This window comes from Leifsonia sp. LS1, assembly GCF_020521355.1.
In the GTDB taxonomy this organism is placed as follows: domain Bacteria; phylum Actinomycetota; class Actinomycetes; order Actinomycetales; family Microbacteriaceae; genus Leifsonia.
On the sequence record NZ_BPER01000004.1, the window covers coordinates 324,394 to 346,852 of the forward strand.

Below are 22,459 nucleotides of genomic sequence, written 5' to 3' on the forward strand. Positions count from 1 at the left end.
CCATGACTGTGGACCCCACCGAGGGCGACGGCGGTGACATCGACCGGGAGGTCGAGCGCCGCGTGAGCCGCCGGTCCAAGTACGTCACCCTGCTGGCGCTCGTCGCCGGGAGCGGGCTCGCGCTGCTGGCCGCGACGCAGACCTGGTTCGGCGTGCACCTCACAGACGTCGCACGTCACGTCAGTGTCCTGAGCGTTCCCGGGTCGACGGCGGCGCCGGCCCTCACCGCCCTCGCGCTGGCGGGTCTCGCCCTCACCGCGGCGCTCGCGATCGCCGGCCCGGTCTTCCGGATCGTCCTCGCGCTGCTCGGTGTGCTGTTGGGCGTCTCGGTGCTCATCTCGGCGGGGACCGCCCTGGGAGACGCGCTGCGTGCGTCGTCCTCGGCCATCACGACGGCGACCGGGGTCGCGGGCACCGCGTCCGTGCGCCGCCTGGTCGACCAGGTCGACGTGCAGTTCTGGCCGTGGCTCGCCGTCGTCGGCGGTGCGCTCATCGTGTTGGCGAGTGCGGCCGTCGTGGTGCTCTCCCGCCTCTGGCCGGGACCGTCGCGCAAGTACCAGACACGCTTCGCCGGTGAGGACGGGGTCGACTCCGCCGCCGCTCTGGGACTGTCCGCGACCGAGGAGACGGACGACGACGAAGCACGCGCCGTGGCGGAGGGGGAGGCCTCGTCCGGGCCCGCCGCCCTCGACCGGGACACCGCGATCGACAGCTGGGACGAGCTGAGCCGCGGCGACGATCCCACGCGCTGAGCCACTAGACTTGATCCGTTCCCAACCCCGTGCGCGCCCATCGGCGCGCACCAGACGTGCAGGAGTCCCATGAGCACCGAGTCAGTCGAGCCAGGCCACGGTCATTCGCCGGCGGCGTGGACGGCCGTGATCATCATGCTGGTCGCCTTCGCCATCGGCGCGGTCGCCTTCTTCTTCGAGGCTCCCGTCGTCGTCTGGGCCGCAGCCGGCCTCGCCGTCGTCGGACTCATCGTCGGCTGGATCATGAAGCGCGCCGGGTACGGCGTCGGCGGCTCCAAGTACACCCCGAAGGGCCACTGACGCGTGCTCGCCGACCTCGTCGCCGGCGCGCTCGAGGATGCTGAACGGCGGCGCGTCGAGCGTCCGCTCGCCGTCGTCGAGGCGGCCGCCCTCGATCGCGCCCCCGCGCTGGACGCCCTCGCCGCCCTCGCCCCGGCCGACCGCATCAAGGTCATCGCCGAGGTCAAGCGGGCGAGCCCCTCGCGCGGTGCCCTCGCCGACATCCCGGATCCGGCCGCACTCGCGTCCGCGTACGAGACCGGCGGCGCCAGCGCGATCAGCGTCCTGACCGAGGAGCGTCGTTTCCGCGGCTCGCTCGCCGATCTCGAGTCGGTCCGCGCTGCCGTGTCGATCCCGGTGCTCCGCAAGGAGTTCGTCGCCGAGCCGTACCAGATCCTGGAGGCGCGCGCCGCCGGTGCCGACCTCGTGCTCCTCATCGTCGCCGCGCTCGACCAGAAGACCCTGGTCTCGCTGCACGACCTGATCGTCGAGCTGGGCATGACCCCGCTGGTCGAGGCGCACACCGAGGACGAGCTGAGCCGGGCGTTCGACACCGGCGCGAAGCTCGTGGGCGTCAACGCCCGCAACCTCTCCACGTTCGAGCTGGACCGCGATCTGTTCGGCCGCCTGGCCGACCGGTATCCGTCCGGCACCATCCGCGTCGCGGAGTCCGCCGTTCTCTCGGCGGCCGACGTCGCGCATTACCGGGCGGGGGGCGCGGACGTCGTGCTCGTCGGCGAAGCGCTCGTGACGAGCGATCCCGTCGCCACGCTCGGCGAATTCCTGGGAGTCTGATGTCCCTCCGTTCCGAGACCGGTCCCTACTTCGGCGACTTCGGCGGCCGCTTCGTGCCCGAGTCGCTCGTCGCCGCCCTGGACGAGCTCTCCGCGGCCTGGGAGGCCGCCAAAGCCGATCCCGCATTCCACGCGGAACTCGACGAGCTGCAGCGCAGCTACACGGGGCGCCCGTCGATCATCACCGAGGTGCCCCGTTTCGCGGAGCACGCGGGGGGCGCGCGTATCATCCTCAAGCGCGAGGACCTCAACCACACGGGGTCGCACAAGATCAACAACGTGCTCGGCCAGGCCATCCTGACCAAGCGCATCGGCAAGAAGCGCGTGATCGCCGAGACCGGCGCGGGCCAGCACGGCGTCGCGACGGCGACGGCGGCCGCCCTCTTCGGCCTCGAGTGCACGATCTACATGGGCGAGGTCGACACGGAGCGTCAGGCGCTCAACGTCGCCCGGATGCGCCTGCTGGGCGCCGAGGTCATCGCGGTGAAGACCGGTTCGCGCACCCTCAAGGACGCGATCAACGACGCCATGCGCGACTGGGTCACCAACGTCGAGACCACCAACTACATCTTCGGCACGGTCGCCGGCCCGCACCCGTTCCCGGCGATGGTCCGCGACCTGCAGAAGATCATCGGCGAGGAGGCCCGCGAGCAGGTGCTCGCGCTGACCGGCAGGCTTCCCGACGCGGTGGCCGCCTGCGTCGGCGGCGGGTCCAACGCGATCGGCATCTTCCACGCCTTCCTCGACGACGAGGATGTCCGCCTCGTCGGCTTCGAGGCCGGGGGAGAGGGCGCGGAGACGCCGCGCCACGCCGCCACCATCACCAAGGGCCGTCCCGGTGTGCTGCACGGCGCGCGCAGCATGCTGCTGCAGGACGAGGACGGCCAGACCATCGAGTCCCACTCGATCTCCGCCGGGCTGGACTACCCGGGGGTCGGACCGGAGCACTCCTGGCTCGCCTCCATCGGCCGCGCGGAGTACCGCCCGGTGTCGGACGCCGAGGCCATGGACGCGCTGCGCCTGCTGAGTCTGACCGAGGGCATCATCCCGGCCATCGAGTCGTCCCACGCGCTCGCCGGCGCGTTGGCGCTCGGCCGTGAGCTGGGGCCGGACGGCATCGTGCTGGTCAACCTCAGCGGTCGCGGCGACAAGGACATGGAGACCGCCGGACGCTACTTCGGCCTGATCGACGAAGGAGCCGTTCAGTCGTGAGCCGCGTCGCCGACACCATCGCCCAGCGCAACCGGGAGGCCGGCGGCGCGCTGATCGGCTACCTGCCCGCCGGGTTCCCCGACCTGCAGACCAGCATCGACGCCGCCGTCGCCCTCGCCGAGAACGGCGTGGACATCATCGAGCTCGGGCTGCCGTACTCCGACCCGGTCATGGACGGCACGGTCATCCAGGCCGCGACTCAGCAGGCCCTCGCGAACGGCTTCCGGCTGCGCGACGGGATGACGGCGGTGCGCGAGATCACGGCGCGCGCCGACGTCCCCGTGCTCGTCATGACCTACTGGAACCCGGTGCTGCAGTACGGCGTGGACCGTTTCGCCGACGAGCTGGCCGCGGCCGGGGGAGCCGGGCTCATCACGCCCGACCTGATCCCCGACGAGGGCGCCGAGTGGCTCGCTGCGTCGGATCGCGCGGGCCTGGACCGGGTGTTCCTGGCCGCGCCGACCTCCACCGACGAGCGGCTGCGCCGCACGGTCGAGGCGAGCCGCGGGTTCGTGTACGCGGTCTCGACCATGGGCATCACCGGCGCGCGCGCCGACGTGGATGCCGCCGCGCGCACCCTCGTCGGCCGCCTCCGCGAGGCCGGCTCGACGAGCGCGTGCGTCGGGGTCGGGATCTCCACGGGAGCCCAGGTGCGCGAAGTCCTCGAATACGCCGACGGCGCGATCGTCGGCTCCGCTCTCGTGAAAGCCCTCGCAGACGGCGGGGTCGACGCAGTCGCCCGCACGGCTGCCGAGCTGGCGGGTGGCACGGCGCGGTAGCGCCGTCGTCTTAGACTATGGAGGCCGCGCGGCGAACCGCGACGGTCTGACCGGAACGAAAGGTGAGTCTTCGGGTGTTTGCGACGATGAGCAGCTGGTACGCCAGCATCCCGAGCCCGGGGCCCGAGTGGCAGAACATCCCGATCGACCTGTTCGGCTGGCACTGGCGCATCCAGACGTACGCGATCATGATCCTGATCGGGATCGTCGTCGCGGTGCTGTGGACCTCGCGCCGGCTGAGCAAGCGCGGCGGAGAGCCGGGCGTGGTGCTGGACTTCACCCTGTGGGCTGTCGTGCTGGGCATCATCGGGGCGCGGCTCTACCACGTGTTCACGCACCCGGGCGACTACTTCGGCCCGGGATCGAACCCCTGGAACCCATTCGAGCCGGGCAGCATCTGGGCCATCTGGGAAGGCGGCAACGCCATCTTCGGCTCGCTCATCGGCGGTGCCGTCGGCGTCGCGATCGCCTCGAGGATCTCGGGCGTGCGCTTCTGGTCGTTCGCCGACGCGCTCGCTCCCGCGCTGCTGCTCGCGCAGTCGATCGGCCGCCTCGGCAACTATGTCAACCAGGAGCTCTTCGGGCTGCCGACCAACCTCCCGTGGGGCCTGCAGATCGACGCGGGCAACAAGGCGATCCCGGTCGGGCTGCCGGACGGCACCCTGTTCCAGCCGCTGTTCCTCTACGAGATCATCTGGAACGTCATCGGCATCGTCGTCATCCTCTTCCTGGAGCGGAAGTTCCAGCTGCGCTGGGGCAGGACGTTCGCCCTGTACCTGATCTGGTACGGCCTCGGACGGTCGTACCTGGAGTCGATCCGCATCGACCCGAGCGAGTTCAACATCCTCGGCATCCCCTCCAACGTGTGGGCCGCGTTCCTCGCCGTCGTGCTCGGAATCGTGATCCTCATCGTCCAGACCCGTCGCCACCCCGGCCTCGAGCCGGGCGTGTACCGGCCGGGTCGTGAATGGGTCCGCCCGGATGCTGAGGTAGACTCGGACGACACGGACTCGGATGACGAGGTCCCCGACGAGGACGACGGGGTGCCCGCCGGATCCTCAGGAGCCAAGGCCACAAGCCCCACGAACGGCTGAAACGCCGCCGGCTCGCACCACCCGTAACGTCTGTCGAGGCAATCCCGAAAGCATCACCGACCGCACCGAGCCACCGGCCGCACACAGCCGGGTGAGCGCGGCGGATCCACCACCTCCTCAGGGCCGATGGCGTCCCCGCACATAGCATCCCCACATCCACGACACTGTGAGGACGGTCGAAAGATGGCGTTCACGCCTCCCCACACCCGGTTCAGCACCCTTCCTGCGAAGCAGGGTCTCTACGACCCCGCCGAGGAGAAGGACGCCTGCGGTCTCGCGATGGTCGCGACCCTGCGCGGCACCGCCGGGCACGACATCATCGACGCCGCGCTGCAGGCGCTGCGCAACCTCGAGCACCGCGGCGCTGTCGGCTCCGACGCCGGAACCGGCGACGGGGCGGGCATCGTCACGCAGGTGCCCGACGCCTTCCTGCGCGCCGTCTCGGGCCTCGAGCTCCCGGCGGCCGGACGGTACGCGGTCGGCAACGCGTTCCTGCCCACGGGGGCGGAGGAGCGTGCGGCGATCAAGTCCGCCGTCGAGGCCATCGCCGTCGAGCAGGACCTCACCGTCCTCGGCTGGCGCGAGGTTCCCGTCCGCCCCGGCGAGCTCGGCACGCTGGCGCGCGACGCGATGCCGGTCATCGAGCAGCTCTACGTCGCCAGCACGCGCACGGACGAGAAGGGCGACCTCGTCGCGGGCATCGCGCTCGACCGGCAGACGTTCTTCCTCCGCAAGCGCGCCGAGCGCGAGCTCGACCTGTACTTCTCGTCGCTGTCGAGCCGCACCATCGTCTACAAGGGCATGGTCACGACGCTCCAGCTCGAGCCGTTCTATCCCGATCTGTCCGACCAGCGCTTCGCCTCGAAGCTCGCGCTCGTGCACTCGCGCTACTCGACGAACACGTTCCCGTCGTGGCCTCTCGCGCAGCCGTTCCGGATGATCGCGCACAACGGCGAGATCAACACGGTGCAGGGCAACCGCAACTGGATGCGCGCCCGGCAGTCGCAGCTCGAGAGCGAGCTGCTGGGCGATCTCTCGCCCGTCTTCCCGATCGTGACGCCGGGTGCGAGCGACTCCGCGTCGTTCGACGAGGTCGTGGAGCTCATCTCGCTCACCGGTCGCTCGCTGCCGCACGCGGTGATGATGATGGTGCCGGAGGCGTGGGAGAACCAGACCGAGATCGACCCGGTCCGCCGCGACTTCTACGAGTACCACTCGATGCTCATGGAGCCGTGGGACGGCCCGGCCGCGATCGTCTTCACCGACGGCTCGCTCGTCGGCGCGACGCTGGACCGCAACGGACTGCGCCCGGGCCGCTACGTCGTCACCAACGACGGCCTCGTCGTGCTGGCCTCCGAGATCGGCGTGCTCGACATCGAGCCGAGCCGGGTCGTGCGCAAGGGCCGACTGCGCCCGGGTCGCATGTTCCTCGTGGACACCGTCGCCGGCCGGCTGATCGAGGACGACGAGATCAAATCCGAGCTCGCCAACGGCGCGCCGTACGGCGAGTGGCTCGACGAGGGCCGCATCAACCTCAAGGACCTCCCGGAGCGCGAGCACATCGTGCACACTCCGGCCTCCATCACCCGCCGTCAGCGCACGTTCGGGTACACGGAGGAGGAGGTGCGCATCCTCCTCAAGCCGATGGCGACCACCGGCGCGGAGCCGCTCGGCGCCATGGGCTCCGACACGCCCGTGGCGGTGCTCTCCGACCGTCCGCGGCTGCTCTTCGACTACTTCACGCAGCAGTTCGCCCAGGTGACCAACCCGCCGCTGGACTCGATCCGCGAAGAGGTCGTCACCTCGCTGAAGCTCGGTCTGGGCCCGGAGCGCAACCTGCTCTCCGCCGGACCGGAGCACGCACGCCAGGTCGTCCTCGACTTCCCGGTGATCGACAACGACGAGCTCGCGAAGATCCAGCACATGGACCCGCGCCCGGGCAGCCGCCTGACCACGACGATCCGCGGCCTCTACCGCTTCGACGCGGGCACGGACGCCATGGAGCGCCGTCTCGCCGAGATGTGCGACGAGGTCGACGAGGCCATCGAGGCCGGCGCCCAGTTCATCGTGCTGAGCGACCGCGACTCCAACAAGGATCTCGCCCCCATCCCGTCGCTGCTCATGCTCGCGGCCGTCCACCACCACCTGATCCGCGCCGAGAACCGCATGAAGGTCGGGCTCATCGTGGAGGCGGGCGACGTGCGCGAGGTGCACCACGTCGCGCTCCTGATCGGCTACGGCGCCTCGGCGATCAACCCGTATCTGGCGATGGAGACCTGCGAGGAGTTGGTCCGTTCTGGTCTGATCCCGGGCGTCTCGCCGGAGAAGGCCGTGAAGAACGTCATCAAGGCGCTCGGCAAGGGCGTCCTCAAGATCATGTCCAAGATGGGCATCTCCACCGTGTCGTCGTACGCGGCGGCGCAGGCGTTCGAGGCCGTCGGCCTCAGCCAGGAGTTCGTCGACCGCTACTTCACCGGCACCACGAGCAAGCTCGGCGGCGTCGGCATCGAGGTCATCGCGGCCGAGAACCTGTCGCGTCACGAGAGCGCCTACCCGGCCGAGAGCGCGATCGTCGCGCACGAGCGGCTGGCGACCGGCGGCGAGTACCAGTGGCGCCGCGACGGCGCGCCGCACCTCTTCAACCCGGAGACGGTCTTCCGGCTCCAGCACTCGACGCGCACGCGCCGGTACGACATCTTCCGCGAGTACACGAAGCTCGTCGACGACCAGGCCGAGTCGCTCATGACCCTGCGCGGGATGTTCGCCCTGAAATCGGGAGAGCGCACGCCGGTGCCGCTGGACGAGGTCGAGCCGATCGAGTCGATCGTCAAGCGGTTCTCCACCGGCGCGATGAGCTACGGCTCCATCTCGAAGGAGGCGCACGAGACCCTGGCGATCGCCATGAACCGGCTCGGCGCCAAGTCGAACACCGGTGAGGGCGGCGAGGACCTCGAGCGCCTGCTCGACCCGGAGCGCCGCAGCGCGATCAAGCAGGTCGCCTCGGGCCGCTTCGGCGTCACGAGCATGTACCTGACGCACGCCGACGACATCCAGATCAAGCTCGCTCAGGGCGCGAAGCCGGGCGAGGGCGGTCAGCTGCCGCCGACCAAGGTGTACCCCTGGGTGGCCCGCACACGGCACGCGACGGCCGGAGTCGGCCTGATCTCCCCGCCGCCGCACCACGACATCTACTCCATCGAGGACCTCAAGCAGCTGATCTTCGACCTCAAGCGGGCGAACCCGGGTGCGCGCATCCACGTCAAGCTCGTCTCGGAGTCGGGCATCGGCGCGGTCGCCGCGGGGACGGCGAAGGCGCTGGCCGACGTCATCCTGGTCTCGGGCCACGACGGCGGCACGGGAGCCTCCCCGGTCAACTCGCTCAAGCACGCGGGCACGCCGTGGGAGCTCGGCCTCGCCGAGACGCAGCAGACCCTCATGCTCAACGGCATGCGGGAGCGCGTCGTCGTGCAGGTCGACGGCCAGCTGAAGACCGGCCGCGACGTGATCGTCGGCGCCCTGCTCGGCGCCGAGGAGTTCGGCTTCGCGACGGCGCCGCTGGTGGTCTCTGGCTGCATCATGATGCGCGTGTGCCACCTGGACACGTGCCCCGTCGGCGTCGCGACCCAGAACCCGGAGCTGCGTTCGCGCTTCTCGGGCAAGCCCGAGTTCGTGGTGAACTTCTTCGAGTTCATCGCCCAGGAGGTGCGAGAGTACCTCGCGGAGCTCGGTTTCCGCACGCTGGACGAGGCGATCGGCCACGCGGAGCTGCTCGACGTGGACCGCGCCGTGAACCACTGGAAGGCGTCGGGCATGGACCTGTCGCCGATCCTGCACGGCCCGGCGTTCCCGGCCGATGCGCCGCGCAAGAACGGCCGCGCGCAGGACCACGAGCTGGACGAGCACTTCGACAACCAGCTGATCGACGCCTCCCGCGACGTGCTCGCGAACGGCGGCACGCTCTCGCTGACGCTTCCGATCCGCAACACGGAGCGTGCCGTCGGCACGATGCTCGGGCACGAGGTGACCAAGGCACGCGGTGAGAACGGCCTGCCCAGCGGGTCGATCGACATCACACTGACCGGTTCGGCCGGCCAGTCGCTCGGCGCGTTCCTCCCGGCGGGCATCACGCTGCGCCTGGAGGGCGACTCGAACGACTACGTCGGCAAGGGGCTCTCGGGCGGCCAGATCGTCGTGCGCCCCTCGAAGGACGCCGTGTTCCCGGCCGAACGCAACGTGATCGCCGGCAACGTCATCGGCTACGGCGCGACCCAGGGGAGCATGTTCATCCGCGGCATCGTGGGCGAGCGGTTCCTGGTGCGCAACTCGGGAGCGACCGCGGTCGTCGAGGGTGTGGGCGACCACGCGCTCGAGTACATGACCGGTGGCCTCGCCGTGATCCTGGGCGGCACCGGGCGCAACCTGGGCGCCGGCATGTCGGGCGGCACCGCGTACGTGTACGAGCTCAAGGAGGACCGGGTGAACCGCGACTCCCTCGCGAGCGGCGAGCTGGAACTGCTGCCGCTCGGCAGCGCGGACGTCGAGATCGTGCGCGACCTGCTCGAGAAGCACCGTGCGGAGACGGGCTCGGCGCTGGCCGACCGTCTGCTCGAGGACTTCGACGCGACCGTCGGGAAGTTCGTGAAGGTGCTGCCGCGGGATTACGCGGCCGTGCTGCAGATGCGTCAAGAAGCCGTCGACGAGGGTCTGGACCCCGACGGCGACATCGTGTGGAACCGGATTTTGGAGGTCACTGGTGGCTGACCCGAAGGGCTTTCTGAAGACCACGGAGCGGGAGCTCCCCGCGCGGCGACCGGTCTCGGTACGCCTCATGGACTGGAAAGAGGTCTACGAGGCGGGCGACCCGGCCCAGCTGCGCCGGCAGGCCGGCCGCTGCATGGACTGCGGCGTGCCGTTCTGCCATCAGGGCTGCCCTCTGGGCAACCTCATCCCGGAGTGGAACGACCTGATGTGGCGCGGGGAGGGCCGCCAGGCCATCGAGCGCTTGCACGCGACCAACAACTTCCCGGAGTTCACGGGCCGTCTCTGCCCGGCCCCGTGCGAGTCCTCGTGCGTGCTCGGCATCAACCAGCCCGCCGTGACGATCAAGCAGGTCGAGGTGTCGATCATCGACCAGGCCTGGCAGAACGGCTGGGTGCAGCCGCATCCGCCGGAGCGCCTGACCGGCAAGACGGTCGCCGTCGTCGGCTCGGGTCCCGCCGGCCTCGCCGCCGCGCAGCAGCTCACGCGCGCCGGCCACACCGTCGCCGTGTACGAGCGCGACGACCGCATCGGCGGCCTTCTGCGCTACGGCATCCCGGACTTCAAGATGGAGAAGAAGCACCTCGAGGCGCGTCTGAACCAGATGATGGCCGAGGGCACCCGCTTCCGCGCGGGCGTCGACATCGGCACGGACATCACCTGGGACGAGCTGCGGACCCGTTACGACGCGGTCGTGGTCGCCACCGGTGCGATGGTCCCGCGCGATCTGCCCATCCCCGGCCGCGACCTGGCCGGCGTGCACTTCGCGATGGAGTACCTGGTCCAGCAGAACAAGGCGGGCGCCGGAGACGATGTCTCCGGCCAGATCACGGCCGACGGCAAGCACGTCGTCGTCCTGGGCGGCGGCGACACCGGCGCGGACTGCATCGGCACCGCCCACCGCCAGGGCGCGGCGAGCGTCACCAACCTCGCGATCGGCGTCCAGCCGCCGTCGGAGCGCCCCGCGCACCAGCCGTGGCCGACCACTCCGACGCTCTTCGAGGTGCAGTCGGCGCACGAGGAGGGCGGCCAGCGCGAGTTCCTCGCGTCCACCGTCGAGTTCCTCGCCAACGAGTTCGGCGAGGTGCGCGCACTGCGTGTCGCCGAGACCGAGTACCTCGACGGCCGCCGCGTGCCGAAGGCGGGCACCGAGCGCGAGATCCCCGCGGACCTCGTGCTGCTCGCCCTGGGCTTCACCGGCCCGGAGCAGGACGACCTGTCGGCCCAGCTCAACCTCCCCTTCGACCAGCGCGGCAACCTCCAGCGCGACGGGCAGTACCAGACCAGCGAGCCGGGCGTCTTCGTCGCGGGCGACGCGGGCCGCGGCCAGTCGCTCATCGTGTGGGCGATCGCCGAGGGCCGGGCGGCGGCGGCGGCCGTCGACCGGTATCTTGAGGGGGAGACGCAGCTGCCGGCTCCGGTCCGCCCGACCGACCGGGGAATCCTCGTCTGACCCGATGCCCTCTTCGGGCATCACCACGAACCGCGCGCCGTCAGGGGCGCACGAACATCGGAGCAACGAAAGCATGAGAAGGGCGAAAATCGTCTCGACCCTCGGGCCGGCGACGTCCAGCTACGACAACATCCGCGCGATCATCGACGCGGGTGTCGACGTGGCCAGGATGAATCTGAGCCACGGCAGCTACGACGTCCACGAGGGGGTCTACGCGAACGTGCGCAAGGCCGCCGCGGACGCCGGGAAGCCCGTCGCGGTCCTGGTCGACCTGCAGGGCCCGAAGATCCGCCTCGGCAAGTTCGAGGCGGGCCCCTACGAGCTCGCCGAGGGCGACATCTTCAAGATCACCACCGAGGACATCATCGGCACCCGGGAGATCTCCTCGACCACGTTCAAGGGGCTGCCCCAGGACGTCAAGCCGGGCGACTTCCTGCTGATCGACGACGGAAAGGTGCGCGTCGAGGTCCTCGAGACCGACGGCACCGTCGTCACCACGCGTGTCGTGGTCGCCGGTCCGGTCTCGAACAACAAGGGCATCAACCTCCCGGGCGTTGCGGTCAACGTGCCCGCGCTGTCCGAGAAGGACGAGGCCGACCTGCGCTGGGGCCTCAAGCTCGGCGCCGACCTGATCGCGCTCTCGTTCGTGCGCAACGCCGCCGACATCGAGCGCGTGCACGAGATCATGGCGGAGGAGGGGCGTCGCGTCCCGGTCGTCGCCAAGATCGAGAAGCCGCAGGCCGTCGAGGCGCTCGAAGGGATCATCGAGGCGTTCGACGCCATCATGGTCGCCCGTGGCGACCTCGGCGTGGAGCTGCCGCTGGAGGCCGTCCCGATCGTGCAGAAGCGCGCGGTCGAGCTCGCCCGCCGCGCCGCCAAGCCGGTCATCGTCGCGACGCAGATGCTCGAGTCGATGATCTCGAGCCCGGTCCCGACCCGCGCCGAGACCTCCGACGTCGCGAACGCCGTCCTGGACGGTGCGGACGCGGTCATGCTCTCCGGCGAGACCAGCGTCGGCGAGTACCCGACCGTGACGGTCCAGACCATGGCCCGCATCGTGACCTCCACCGAGGAGCACGGTCTCGACCGCATCGCGCCGCTCGGCACGCGGCCGCGCACGCAGTCCGGTGCCATCACCCTGGCGGCCGTGGAGGTCGCGGACTTCGTCGAGGCGAAGTACCTCTGTGTGTTCACCGAGTCGGGCGAGTCCGCCCGCCGCATGGCCCGCCTGCGGAGCAGGATCCCGATCCTGGCCTTCACGCCCGAGGAGTCGACCCGTCGCAAGATGGCGCTCTACTGGGGTGTGGAGTCCTTTGTCGTCGACCGTGTGACCCACACCGACCAGATGGTCGCCCAGGTGGACGAGGCGCTCAAGTCGACCGGCCGCGCCCAGAACGGCGACAAGGTCATCATCATCTCCGGTTCCCCTCCCGGGATCCCGGGAACCACCAACGACATCCGCGTGCACCGCGTCGGCGACGTGCTCTGAGCCGACCCGATATCACGGATGGAGGAGGCCCCGCGTCGATCGGACGCGGGGCCTCCTCGCGTCCGCGGTGGTTGTCAGCGCCGTGCTTTTCCCGGTCAGCTCGCAGGGTGGCCGGGTGAGGCGGAGCGTATCCTGAGGGTATGAGTCGCCGATGGATCCGCTGGGTTCCCGCGGTCGCCGTTCCCGCGGCGATCGCCGCCGGGGCGATCGCCGTGCCCCTCGCCGCCGGCGCGGCGGACCTCCCGGTGCGCTCGCCGGAGGACGTGGTGCGCCTCGTCGCCGCGAGCGACACGGAGACCTTCTCCGGGACGGTCGCGCAGAGTTCCGAGCTGGGGCTGCCCGACATCTCGGGGATGACCGGATCGTCGTCCTCCGCGACGTCGAGCGAGCAGAGCGCCCTCGAGCTGCTGACCGGAGACCACACCGCCAAGGTGTACGTCGACGGTCCGACGCGCCAGCGCGTCCAGGTGCTGGACCAGCTGGCCGAGCGCGACGCGGTGCGCAACGGTGCGGACGTGTGGCTGTACGACTCGAAGGGGGAGTCGGCGACGCATCTCACCCTCCCGGATCGCGCCTCGTCGGGTGCCGAGGCCGCGACGCCGACGCCGCTGGCCACCACTCCGCAGGCTCTCGCCGAGAAGCTGATCGCCGCGGCCGATCCCACGACGGAGGTGACGCTGGCCGCGCCGTCCACGGTCGCGGGGCGTGACGCCTACACTCTCGTCCTGACCCCGCGCACGGCGGCGACGCTGGTGGGCTCGGTCCGGATCGCGGTCGACGGCGCCACGGGCATCCCGTTGCGAGTGCAGGTGCTCGCGCGCGGTGCGAGCGCCCCGGCGTTCGAGGCCGGGTTCACGTCGATCAGCACGGACCGGCCGTCCACCGATCTGTTCGCCTTCACCCCGCCGAAGGGCGCGAAGGTGACCGAACAGTCGCTGTCGGCGCCGTCCGGGCACCAGCCGCAGGGCGCCGACCACCTGAAGCCGCAGGTCAGCGGCGAGGGCTGGGCGAGCATCGTCACGCTGGCCGCCGGCTCCGCTCCGGACGGTCTCGTCTCCGATTCGCTGTTCGCACAGCTGACGACCACGGTGGACGGCGGTCGGGCGCTCAGCACCTCCCTGGTGTCGGTGCTCGTGACCTCCGATGGACGCGTGCTCGCCGGCGCCGTCCCCGTCTCCGCGCTGCAGGCCGCCGCACGGTGACCGACGCCGCCGCGATCGCGACGAGCGGCCTGACGAAGCGATTCCGTTCGCGCGCGGTGGTCGACGGCATCGACCTGGAGGTTCCGCGCGGCTCGGTGTTCGGCTTCCTCGGACCGAACGGGTCGGGAAAGACCACCACGATCCGGATGCTTCTGGGACTGGTCGTGCCGTCGGCGGGGGAGGCCAGGGTCCTCGGCGAGCGGATGCCCGACCGCGGGGCGAGCGTGCTGCCCCGCGTCGGCGCCCTGGTCGAGGGGCCGGCGTTCGCTCCGTACCTGTCGGGCACGGCGAACCTCCTGCGCCGGGACAGCGCGGATCGTCTCGCCCCGGGTGCGACCCGGCGTCGGCGGGTGGAGGCCGCCCTCGAGCGCGTCGGCCTCTCGCACGCCGCCGGCAAGCATGTGCGCGCCTACTCGCTCGGGATGAAGCAGCGGCTCGGCATCGCCGGGGCCCTGTTGACCGAGCGCGACCTGCTCGTGCTCGACGAGCCCACGAACGGTCTCGACCCGCAGGGGACGCGGGAGGTGCGCTCCCTGGTCCGCTCGCTCGCCGACGGCGGCACGACGGTGTTCGTGTCCAGCCACCTCCTGGCCGAGATCGAGCAGATGTGCACGCACGCCGCGATCATGCGGGCCGGCCGGCTCGTGGCCCAGGGCTCGCTCGCCGAGCTGCGGGGCGGATCCGGGCCGCGGGTGGCGGTCGAGACTCCGGACGTGCCGCTCGCCGCCTCGGTGCTGGCCGGCATGGGTCTGGACCCCTCTCCCGTCCCATCCGGCGTGGAGGCGTCGCTCGGGGCCGACGCTCCCGCCGCGGAAGAGCTGGCGTCCGCCCTGGTCGGTGCCGGGGTCCGGCTGCGGGGATTCGCGGTGCGTTCCTCGAGCCTGGAGGAGCGGTTCGTCGAGCTGACCGGGGAGGGCTTCGATGTCGAGCAGTGACGCGACGACCGCCGCCCCGTCCGCCGGCGCGGTCGGCGCGCGGCGGACGGGGCGGGGGGGGGGGGCCCGCGGCGGACGCGGCCGTCGGCCGGGTGGGGACTGCTCGGTTCCGAGATGTCCGTCCTCTTCCGGCGGCTGCGCACCTGGGCCATGCTCGCCGCACTCGCGGCGGTTCCCGTGCTCATCGCCGTCGCCGTGCGCATCACCGGCGGGTCGAGCCGGGGTCCCGGGTTCCTCAGCCAGATCACCGACAACGGGCTCTTCGTCGCCTTCACCGCCCTGGTGGTGTGCATGCCGCTCTTCCTGCCGCTCACGATCGGCGTCGTCGCCGGAGACACGATCGCGGGTGAGGCGAGTCACGGCACCCTGCGCTACCTCGTCATCGCCCCAGCGGGCCGTCTGCGCCTCCTCGCCGTGAAGTACGCCGGATCGGCCGCGTTCTGCGTGGCAGCAGCGCTGACGGTGGCGATCGCGGGCGCGGCGATCGGCGCGGTGCTCTTCCCGATCGGCCCGGTGACCCTGCTCTCCGGCACGACGGTCGGCGTCGCGGACGCGTTCGGGAGGCTGCTGCTGATCGCCGCGTACGTCGTCGTGTCGCTGCTCGGGCTGTGCGCCATCGGGCTGTTCCTCTCCACCCTGACCGATGTCCCGGTGGGCGCCATGGCCGCCACCGCCGTGCTGGCGGTGGTGTCGCAGGTCCTCGATCAGCTGCCGCAGCTTTCCGACCTGCACCCGTGGCTGTTCTCCCACTACTGGCTCGCGTTCGGCGACCTGCTGCGGGACCCGATGTCCTGGGATGCTTTCGGCCAGAACGCCCTGCTCCAGCTGGGCTACATCGCGGTGTTCGGCGCGCTCGCGATCGGGCGGTTCACGACGAAAGACATCCTCTCCTAGCTGTCGCGGGCTACGGCATCCCCTCCGCCGCAGCCTCCAGGTCCGAGCGCGGCTTCTCCCGCTGCGTCGCGATGCTGACGCCCGCCGCGACGCACACGACGACGATGCCCACGACCTGGATCAGGGCGAAACGCTCGCCCAGCACGACCACACCGAAGACCGTGGCGACCACCGGGCCGAAGCTGGTGATGATGGCGTACAGGCGCGGCGTGATGCGACGGAGGATGAAGGTGTCCAGGCTGTACGGAAGAGCGGAGGACAGCACGCCCAGCGAGAGGAGCAGCCCCAGCACTCCCCAGTCGACACGGGCGTAGTCGATCACGACGAGTGCGATCGGCACGGTGAGCACGGTCGCGACCACGCTCGCGACGCTGAGGCCCTCCAGCCCCGGCAGACGCGTCGCCACACGGCGCGTGAGCAGGATGTACGCGGCCCACGCGGAGGCGGCCGTCAGGGCGAGCACGACGCCGAGCGGGTCGAGCTCGCCCTCCGTCGCCGTGAGCAGCACGACGCCCGCCGCGGCGGCGAGCGCGCAGACCCCGTCGAGGACGCGGCGCGATCCGAGCAGGGCGAGGGCGAACGGGCCGAGGAACTCGATCGTGGCCGCGATGCCGAGCCCGAGGCGACCGACCGCCTCGTAGAAGCTGAGGTTCATGGCCGCGAGGACGACGCCGAGTGCGAGCGCCGGCCACAGCCTGCGCCAGGTCAGCTCCGCCCGCTTCGGCCGGTAGAACGGCAGGACGGCGACGGCCGTGACGAGCTGACGCGCAGCCACGACGACGACCGCTCCCACGACGGGGATGAGCAGGCCGGCGATCGCGGAGCCGAAGTTGATGCTGACCTCCGTGGCGACCTGGGTGCCGGCGCCGACGACCCGATCGCGTCTGGAGTTCACTCCGCCGAGCTTAGCCGTCGGCGCATGATCGCCCGCGAGGCCGACGGGCGCCGCGCGACCTCGAAGCCGGCCGCCCGGAAGAGCGCGACCGTGCCGTGGTACCGCTCGGCGGACGACAGCGTCGGCCGCGCCTCGGTGTCGACCGGGTAGCCCTCGACGACGGTCGCGCCGCGGTCGCGCGCGTGCTCGACGGCGCCGGCCAGGAGCTCGCCCGCCAGCCCGCGACGGCGGAATTCGGGGCGCACGACGAAGCAGGTGACCGCCCACGGGTCGGCGGGGTCCTCGGTCTGCCGCCGGGTGATGGGCGACCGGCTCAACGCCGGGTAGGCGGCGAACGGCTCGACGGCCGCCCATCCCGCGGGTTCCCCGTCGAGGAAGGCGATCACCCCGGTCGATCCTTCCTCGAGTTGCGCGCGCATCGATTCCGCTTTGTCGTCGCGGGAGCCGGCGTCCCACGCTGCGCGCGGGAGCTTGAACCACTGGCACCAGCAGCCGGCGGGATCCCCGACGGTGCCGAACACCGTGCGCACGTCCTCCCACGCGCTCGCGTCGGCCGACCGGATGACCACCTCGTGCACCATGCGACCGACGCTACCGCGCGTGCAGCGCCCCCGCCAGGAGGCTCGGGTGCTCGACGTGTGCAAAGTGCCCCGTCGCCGGGAGCACCGTCGAGTGCAGCTGCGGCAGCAGGCGCGACAGCGGGAGGTCGTCCGACGCGGGCGAGAAGAGGTCGTGGTCGCCGTGGACGGCGAGGACCGGGCAGCGCACGCGACGCCAACGCTCCGCGGCCGGGTAGCGGCGTGCGCAGGCGAGGGCCCGGAGGAAGGCGGCGGGGCGCAGATCGCGGGCCAGCTCGGTCACGGCATCCGGCACGCGCCGGCCGAAGAGCGGCGCGGTGAGGGTGCGCAGGAGGCCGATCCGGTCGAGGACGCGCACGAAACGGATCCCCGCGGGGCCGAGCGCGTCCAGTGCGCGCATCGCTGCGGCGAGACCGAGCAGCGCCGGGTAACGGCGCGCGAACTCCACGGCGCCGAGCCGGTCGCCCTGCCCGCCGAACGTCGTCGCCGACACCAGGACGACCAACTCGGTCGCCTCCGGCTCCTGCGCCGCCAGCTCCAGGGCGACGAATCCGCCGAGGGAATGCCCCACGAGCCGCCAGCGCTCATAGCCGAGCGCGCGCACGGTCGCTGCGACCGCTGCGGCGAGACCAGCCGCGTCGAGCGTGTCGACATCGGCGGGGGAGTCCCCCCAGCCCGGGAGATCAGGCACGACGAGGTCCGAGACGTCGCCGCCGCTCTCGGCGGAGTCGATGGCCGCGCGCCAGGTCGTCCACGATCCGGCGGCGCCGTGCAGCAGGACCGTGGCGGTGCGTCCGCGCCGCTCCGTGCGCCGCACCGCGACCGGGCCGCACGGAGTGTTCACCTCGATCTTCTCCACGTCCTGTTGTTCGGAGCGGCCCCGCCGTAGGATTCCCACGAGGGGAGAGACTGTGAGCGAATCCACCGCATCCATCGACCGCACCGAGCTGAGCGAGGAGGCCCTCGACCGATTGGATGCGTGGTGGCGTGCCGCCAACTACCTCTCGGTCGGGCAGATCTACCTCCTCGACAATCCGCTCCTGCGGCGGCCTCTGTCGCGCGACGACATCAAGCCGCGGCTGCTGGGCCACTGGGGCACCACGCCGGGTCTCAACTTCGTCTACGCCCACCTCAACCGCGTGATCCAGGAGCGGGACCTCGACACGATCTTCATCGCGGGTCCCGGGCACGGTGGCCCGGGCGTGGTCGCGAGCGCCTACCTCGACGGCACCTACAGTGAGGTCTACAGTGCCATCGACCGGAGCGAGGACGGGCTGCGCCGGCTCTTCCGGCAATTCTCGTTCCCCGGCGGCATCCCGAGCCACGCGGCTCCGGAGACGCCCGGATCGATCCACGAGGGCGGGGAGCTGGGCTACTCGCTCTCGCACGCGTACGGCGCCGCGTTCGACAACCCGGACCTGCTCGTCGCGGCCGTCGTCGGCGACGGCGAGGCGGAGACCGGCCCGCTGGCGACCGCGTGGCACTCCAACAAGTTCCTCGACCCGGTGACCGACGGCGTCGTGCTGCCCATCCTGCACCTCAACGGGTACAAGATCGCCAACCCGACCGTGCTCGCGCGCATCCCGGAGAGCGAGCTGATGGACCTCATGCGGGGCTACGGCTACACGCCACACCTGGTGTCCGGCGGATTCGACGGCGAGGACCCGCGCGAGGTCCACAAACGCATGGCCGCCGAACTCGACCTCATCCTCGACGAGATCGCCGCGATCAAGCGCGCCGCGGCGGCGGGGGAGCTGGACGCCCGTCCTGCCTGGCCGATGCTCGTCCTCCGCACCCCCAAGGGCTGGACGTGTCCGCCCGAGATCGACGGGCATCCCGCTGAGAACAACTGGCGCTCCCACCAGGTGCCGCTCGCGGACGCGCGCGACACGGAGGCGCACACCCGGCTGCTGGAGAGCTGGCTCACGTCCTACCGGCCGGAAGAGCTGTTCGACGAGACCGGCGCGCCGGTGCCTCTTGTCACCGCCCTGGCCCCGCAGGGCGGGCGGCGCATGAGCGCCAACCCGGTCGCGAACGGCGGCCTCCTCCGCAAAGATCTGCGGCTGCCCGACTTCCGGGACTATGCGGTCGACGTCCCGGCCCCGGGCGGCTCGGTCGCGGAGGCGACGCGCGTGCTCGGCGAGTGGTTCCGCGACGTGATGCGGGAGAACCCGGAGGACTTCCGGCTGTTCGGACCGGATGAGACCGCGTCCAACCGCCTCCAGGCCGTCTACGAGGTGACCGGCAAGCAGTGGAACGCCGAGTACTGGCCCATCGACGCGGACAACCATCTCGTCCCCAGCGGCCGGGTGATGGAGATGCTGAGCGAGCACCAGTGCCAGGGCTGGCTCGAAGGCTATCTGCTGAGCGGACGGCACGGAGTCATCACGTCGTACGAGGCGTTCATCCACATCGTCGACTCCATGTTCAACCAGCACGCCAAGTGGCTGAAGAGCTCGCGGCAGATCGCCTGGCGGCGCCCGGTGGCCTCCCTCAACTATCTGCTCAGTTCGCACGTGTGGCGGCAGGACCACAATGGGGCCTCCCACCAGAACCCGGGCTTCATCGATCACGTCGTCAACAAGAAGGCGGACGTTGTGCGCGTGTACCTGCCGTTCGACGCGAACACGCTCCTCTCGACCTACGACCACTGCCTGCGGTCCACCGATTACGTCAACGTGGTGGTCGCCGGCAAACAGCCCGCGCCGAACTGGCTCACGATGGACCAGGCCATCGCCCACTGCACCCGCGGCATCGGCGTGTTCGAGTGGGCCGGGACGGAAGTGGACGGCGAGGAGCCGGACGTGGTGCTCGCCTGCGCGGGAGACATCCCGACGCTCGAGGTGCTCGCCGCGGCGGACATCCTGCGCCACCGCCTCCCCTCGCTGAAGGTGCGGGTGGTGAACGTCGTCGACCTGATGCGCCTGCAGAGCGAGGGGGAGCACCCCCACGGCCTGGGCGACCGCGAGTACGACGCGCTCTTCACGACGGACAAGCCGGTGATCTTCGCCTATCACGGCTACCCCTGGCTCATCCACCGACTCACCTACCGCCGGGCCGGCCACAACAACCTCCACGTGCGCGGCTACAAGGAGGAGGGCACCACGACGACGCCGTTCGACATGGTGATGCTCAACGACCTCGACCGGTACCACCTCGTGATCGACGTGCTCGACCGCGTCCCGGGGCTCGCGGCGCGGGAGACGGCCTTCCGGCAGGAGATGCAGGACGCGCGCTTGGCCGCCCGCCAGTACACACGTGAGCACGGCGAGGACATCCCCGTCGTCGCCGAGTGGGGGTGGGGCGGTGACGCGGGCGGGGCGCGCCTCGACTCCACGGGCGGCGACAACGACTGAGACGCCTCACGATCTCCTGCTCTGACGGACACGGCGGGGTCGCATCCTGTCGGCCGGACGGGGCCGCCGAGGGTCAGAGGGGCTGGGCGCTCGCCGGGTCGACGACGGTGAGCTCGGCGATCTTCGCCGCACGGCCGTCGCCCGAGGAACGGCCGGTGAGGCGGCGGCCGACCCAGGGGAGCACGAAGCGCCGGTAGTAGTCGGCGGTGCGGCGGCTCCGCGGCCCCGCGGGCGCCGCCGCGACCTCCTCGACGCCCCACTCCGTCGGCACCGGCACGTCGAACGCGGTGAGCACGTTGCTCGCCACCCGCGCGTGCCCCAGCGCGTTGAGGTGGAGGCGGTCCTCCGACCAGTAGCGGATGTCCTCCAGGCTCTCGTCGGCCCAGTTGTCCACGAACGTGATGCCGTCGCGGGGGAGCATCGCGCGCACCTCGCGAGCGAGCTCGTCGCCGCGTCTGCGCACGAGACCGCCCAACGGGAGGTGGGCGCTGGGATTGGCGCCGCTCAGGAGGAGCATATGGCTGCCGGACGCGGTGACCCGGTCGGCCGCGTCGACCAGGATCCGGGCGACCTCGGAGATCGCGACCCGTGGTCGCATGATGTCGTTGCCGCCGCCGTTGAGGCTCACCAGCTGCGGGTGCTGGTCGATCGCCGGGCCGATCTGCTCGGCCACGATCGGGCCGAGTTTGCGGCCGCGGATGGCGAGGTTGGCGTACCGGACGGGCTCCGGGGACGCGGCGGCGAGCCCGAGCGCGACGAAGTCGGCCCAGCCGCGCACCCGCCCGTCGGGGAGGTCGTCGCCGACGCCCTCGGTGAAGCTGTCCCCGATCGCGATGTAGGAGGTGAACACAGGCCTACGCTACCCGCCGCGCGTACCACGGGACGCACCGCGACGCGAAGGGGCGGCGAGCGCGTCGCGCCCACGAGGCCATGCTGACGGTGTCCACGATCGACCTCGCCGCGATCGGGGCCGCGGCCGATGCGGCTGCGCCTACTTCGCGATCAGGTCCTGCCAGCTGAGCAGGTGCTCGACCGTCACCCCGGCGTACCCGGAGACGGACGAGAACGCGGACCGCACGAGGGCGGTCTCCGACTCGAGCAGGGCCGCGCTGTCGTCGCCGAACGTCGCTCCCGGACCTCCGGCGACCTCGGGGGAGTCCGTCTCCACACCGATGCTGTACGGCGTCCTGGCCACGCTCGCCTCGCGTGCGGCGGGACCCGCCAGTGCGATGATCCCGTCGTCGCCGCGCGCGTGGTCGACGAACGCGACGATCGCGACGGAGTCGAGGTGCGGCAGGAGCTCGCCGAAGAGGGTCCCGCCGGCGGGGTTCTGCTTCGCAGCGAGCCACCACGGCAGGTCGGCGCCGACGGGGACCGCCCGTGCGGCGTCCGCTGCCGCGTCGTACATCGTGGCGAGCTTGTCGACGATGCCGGGCAGCTCGTCCTCGGTCGCGTCCACCCAGGGCTCGACGTCGAACTGGATCGCGTCGAACGGAGCCGCCTTCAGCGCTGCGCGCGTCCACGTCGCCGCCAGGTCGGGGTCGTCAGCCCACGCCGGATCGCCGCCGAGCGCGGCCACCGTGGTGACGCCCGCCCTGTGCAGCGCGGTGATCGACGCCTTCAGCCAGCTCGAGAACGGACCCTGGTCCGCCGCCCACGGTACCGACAGGTACACGGTCTTGAGCTTGTGGGTGCTCGCGAACGCGGCGAGCGCCTTGGGGGCGAACTCCGGGTCCCCCTGGCCGCGCGCGTCGACGGCGGGGTCGATCGGGTTGCCCCACGCCCACATGCTCGTGATCGCGGACCCGGTCGCCTTGGCTGCGAGGTTCGCGGAGGGCGTGGATGCGGCGGAGGCGGGAGCTGCGGTCATCAGCAGCGAGCCTCCCAGAGCGAGGGCGACGGCGCCACCGAGGAGGGATGCTCGGAGTCGCGGAACACGCATGGCACACCCTTCGGACGGAACACGGAGTCGCTGCGATTCGGGTGTGC

At 71.3% G+C, this 22,459-nt stretch carries 18 protein-coding genes; 13 read left to right on the plus strand and 5 right to left on the minus strand.

Annotated elements, in window-relative coordinates:
• Nucleotides 1-2 precede the first annotated feature (2 nt).
• The 12 genes from LLS1_RS09970 to LLS1_RS10025 all read left to right on the plus strand — a co-directional run bounded on the left by LLS1_RS09970 (nt 3) and on the right by LLS1_RS10025 (nt 15,641).
• A complete protein-coding gene (locus LLS1_RS09970; protein WP_226655174.1) occupies nt 3-752 on the plus strand; it encodes a Trp biosynthesis-associated membrane protein in 750 nt (249 codons plus the stop codon).
• A gap of 69 nt (nt 753-821) precedes the next feature.
• A complete protein-coding gene (locus LLS1_RS09975; protein ID WP_223356706.1) occupies nt 822-1,052 on the plus strand; it encodes a DUF6704 family protein in 231 nt (76 codons plus the stop codon).
• Between the two features lie 3 nt (nt 1,053-1,055).
• A complete protein-coding gene (gene trpC, locus LLS1_RS09980; RefSeq protein ID WP_223356703.1) occupies nt 1,056-1,826 on the plus strand; it encodes an indole-3-glycerol phosphate synthase TrpC in 771 nt (256 codons plus the stop codon).
• A complete protein-coding gene (trpB, locus tag LLS1_RS09985) occupies nt 1,826-3,037 on the plus strand; it encodes a tryptophan synthase subunit beta (RefSeq protein WP_223356700.1) in 1,212 nt (403 codons plus the stop codon). The genes trpC and trpB overlap by 1 nt, the downstream gene beginning before the upstream one ends.
• Nucleotides 3,034-3,816 (plus strand): tryptophan synthase subunit alpha, encoded by a 783-nt coding sequence (gene trpA / locus LLS1_RS09990; protein WP_226655176.1) that lies wholly within the window; start codon nt 3,034-3,036, stop codon nt 3,814-3,816. The genes trpB and trpA overlap by 4 nt, the downstream gene beginning before the upstream one ends.
• 86 nt (nt 3,817-3,902) lie before the next feature.
• Entirely contained in the window at nt 3,903-4,910 is a 1,008-nt protein-coding gene (lgt, locus tag LLS1_RS09995; RefSeq protein WP_226655177.1) for a prolipoprotein diacylglyceryl transferase, read from the plus strand.
• Nucleotides 4,911-5,093: 183 nt separating this feature from the next.
• Complete coding sequence (gene gltB / locus LLS1_RS10000) at nt 5,094-9,671, plus strand: glutamate synthase large subunit (RefSeq protein WP_226655185.1); 4,578 nt, start codon at nt 5,094-5,096, stop codon at nt 9,669-9,671.
• Complete coding sequence (locus LLS1_RS10005) at nt 9,664-11,121, plus strand: glutamate synthase subunit beta (RefSeq protein ID WP_223356681.1); 1,458 nt, start codon at nt 9,664-9,666, stop codon at nt 11,119-11,121. The genes gltB and LLS1_RS10005 overlap by 8 nt, the downstream gene beginning before the upstream one ends.
• A gap of 73 nt (nt 11,122-11,194) precedes the next feature.
• On the plus strand, nt 11,195-12,610 hold the full coding sequence (gene pyk / locus LLS1_RS10010) for a pyruvate kinase (protein ID WP_226655187.1): 1,416 nt from the start codon (nt 11,195-11,197) through the stop codon (nt 12,608-12,610).
• A 140-nt stretch (nt 12,611-12,750) separates the two neighbouring features.
• A complete protein-coding gene (locus LLS1_RS10015; protein WP_226655189.1) occupies nt 12,751-13,812 on the plus strand; it encodes a DUF2092 domain-containing protein in 1,062 nt (353 codons plus the stop codon).
• Nucleotides 13,809-14,747: an ABC transporter ATP-binding protein gene (locus tag LLS1_RS10020; RefSeq protein ID WP_226655191.1), complete on the plus strand. Its 939-nt coding sequence runs from the start codon at nt 13,809-13,811 to the stop codon at nt 14,745-14,747. Before LLS1_RS10015 ends, LLS1_RS10020 begins: the two co-directional genes overlap by 4 nt.
• A 114-nt stretch (nt 14,748-14,861) precedes the next feature.
• Entirely contained in the window at nt 14,862-15,641 is a 780-nt protein-coding gene (locus LLS1_RS10025) for an ABC transporter permease (protein ID WP_226655193.1), read from the plus strand.
• Nucleotides 15,642-15,651: 10 nt separating this feature from the next.
• Here the strand turns inward: LLS1_RS10025 and LLS1_RS10030 are convergent, their stop codons facing one another.
• Genes LLS1_RS10030 through LLS1_RS10040 form a run of 3 tightly spaced genes read right to left on the minus strand, consistent with a single transcriptional unit; the run spans nt 15,652 to nt 17,973 of the window.
• Nucleotides 15,652-16,536 (minus strand): DMT family transporter, encoded by an 885-nt coding sequence (locus tag LLS1_RS10030; RefSeq protein WP_226655195.1) that lies wholly within the window; start codon nt 16,534-16,536, stop codon nt 15,652-15,654.
• On the minus strand, nt 16,533-17,117 hold the full coding sequence (locus tag LLS1_RS10035; RefSeq protein ID WP_226655198.1) for a GNAT family N-acetyltransferase: 585 nt from the start codon (nt 17,115-17,117) through the stop codon (nt 16,533-16,535). Before LLS1_RS10035 ends, LLS1_RS10030 begins: the two co-directional genes overlap by 4 nt.
• Before the next feature lie 10 nt (nt 17,118-17,127).
• Nucleotides 17,128-17,973, minus strand: coding sequence for an alpha/beta fold hydrolase (locus tag LLS1_RS10040; RefSeq protein WP_226655200.1), 846 nt, complete (start codon nt 17,971-17,973; stop codon nt 17,128-17,130).
• A 52-nt stretch (nt 17,974-18,025) separates the two neighbouring features.
• Between LLS1_RS10040 and LLS1_RS10045 the strand changes: the two genes are divergently transcribed.
• The gene (locus tag LLS1_RS10045) at nt 18,026-20,470 is read left to right on the plus strand and encodes a phosphoketolase (RefSeq protein ID WP_226655202.1); all 2,445 of its coding nucleotides are present in this window, start codon (nt 18,026-18,028) and stop codon (nt 20,468-20,470) included.
• A gap of 73 nt (nt 20,471-20,543) precedes the next feature.
• Here LLS1_RS10045 and LLS1_RS10050 read toward each other — a convergent pair whose 3' ends face one another.
• Nucleotides 20,544-21,320, minus strand: a complete 777-nt coding sequence (locus tag LLS1_RS10050; protein WP_223356659.1) for an SGNH/GDSL hydrolase family protein — start codon at nt 21,318-21,320, stop codon at nt 20,544-20,546.
• 141 nt (nt 21,321-21,461) lie between these two features.
• Nucleotides 21,462-22,412: a hypothetical protein gene (locus LLS1_RS10055; RefSeq protein WP_226655204.1), complete on the minus strand. Its 951-nt coding sequence runs from the start codon at nt 22,410-22,412 to the stop codon at nt 21,462-21,464.
• Nucleotides 22,413-22,459 lie beyond the last annotated feature (47 nt).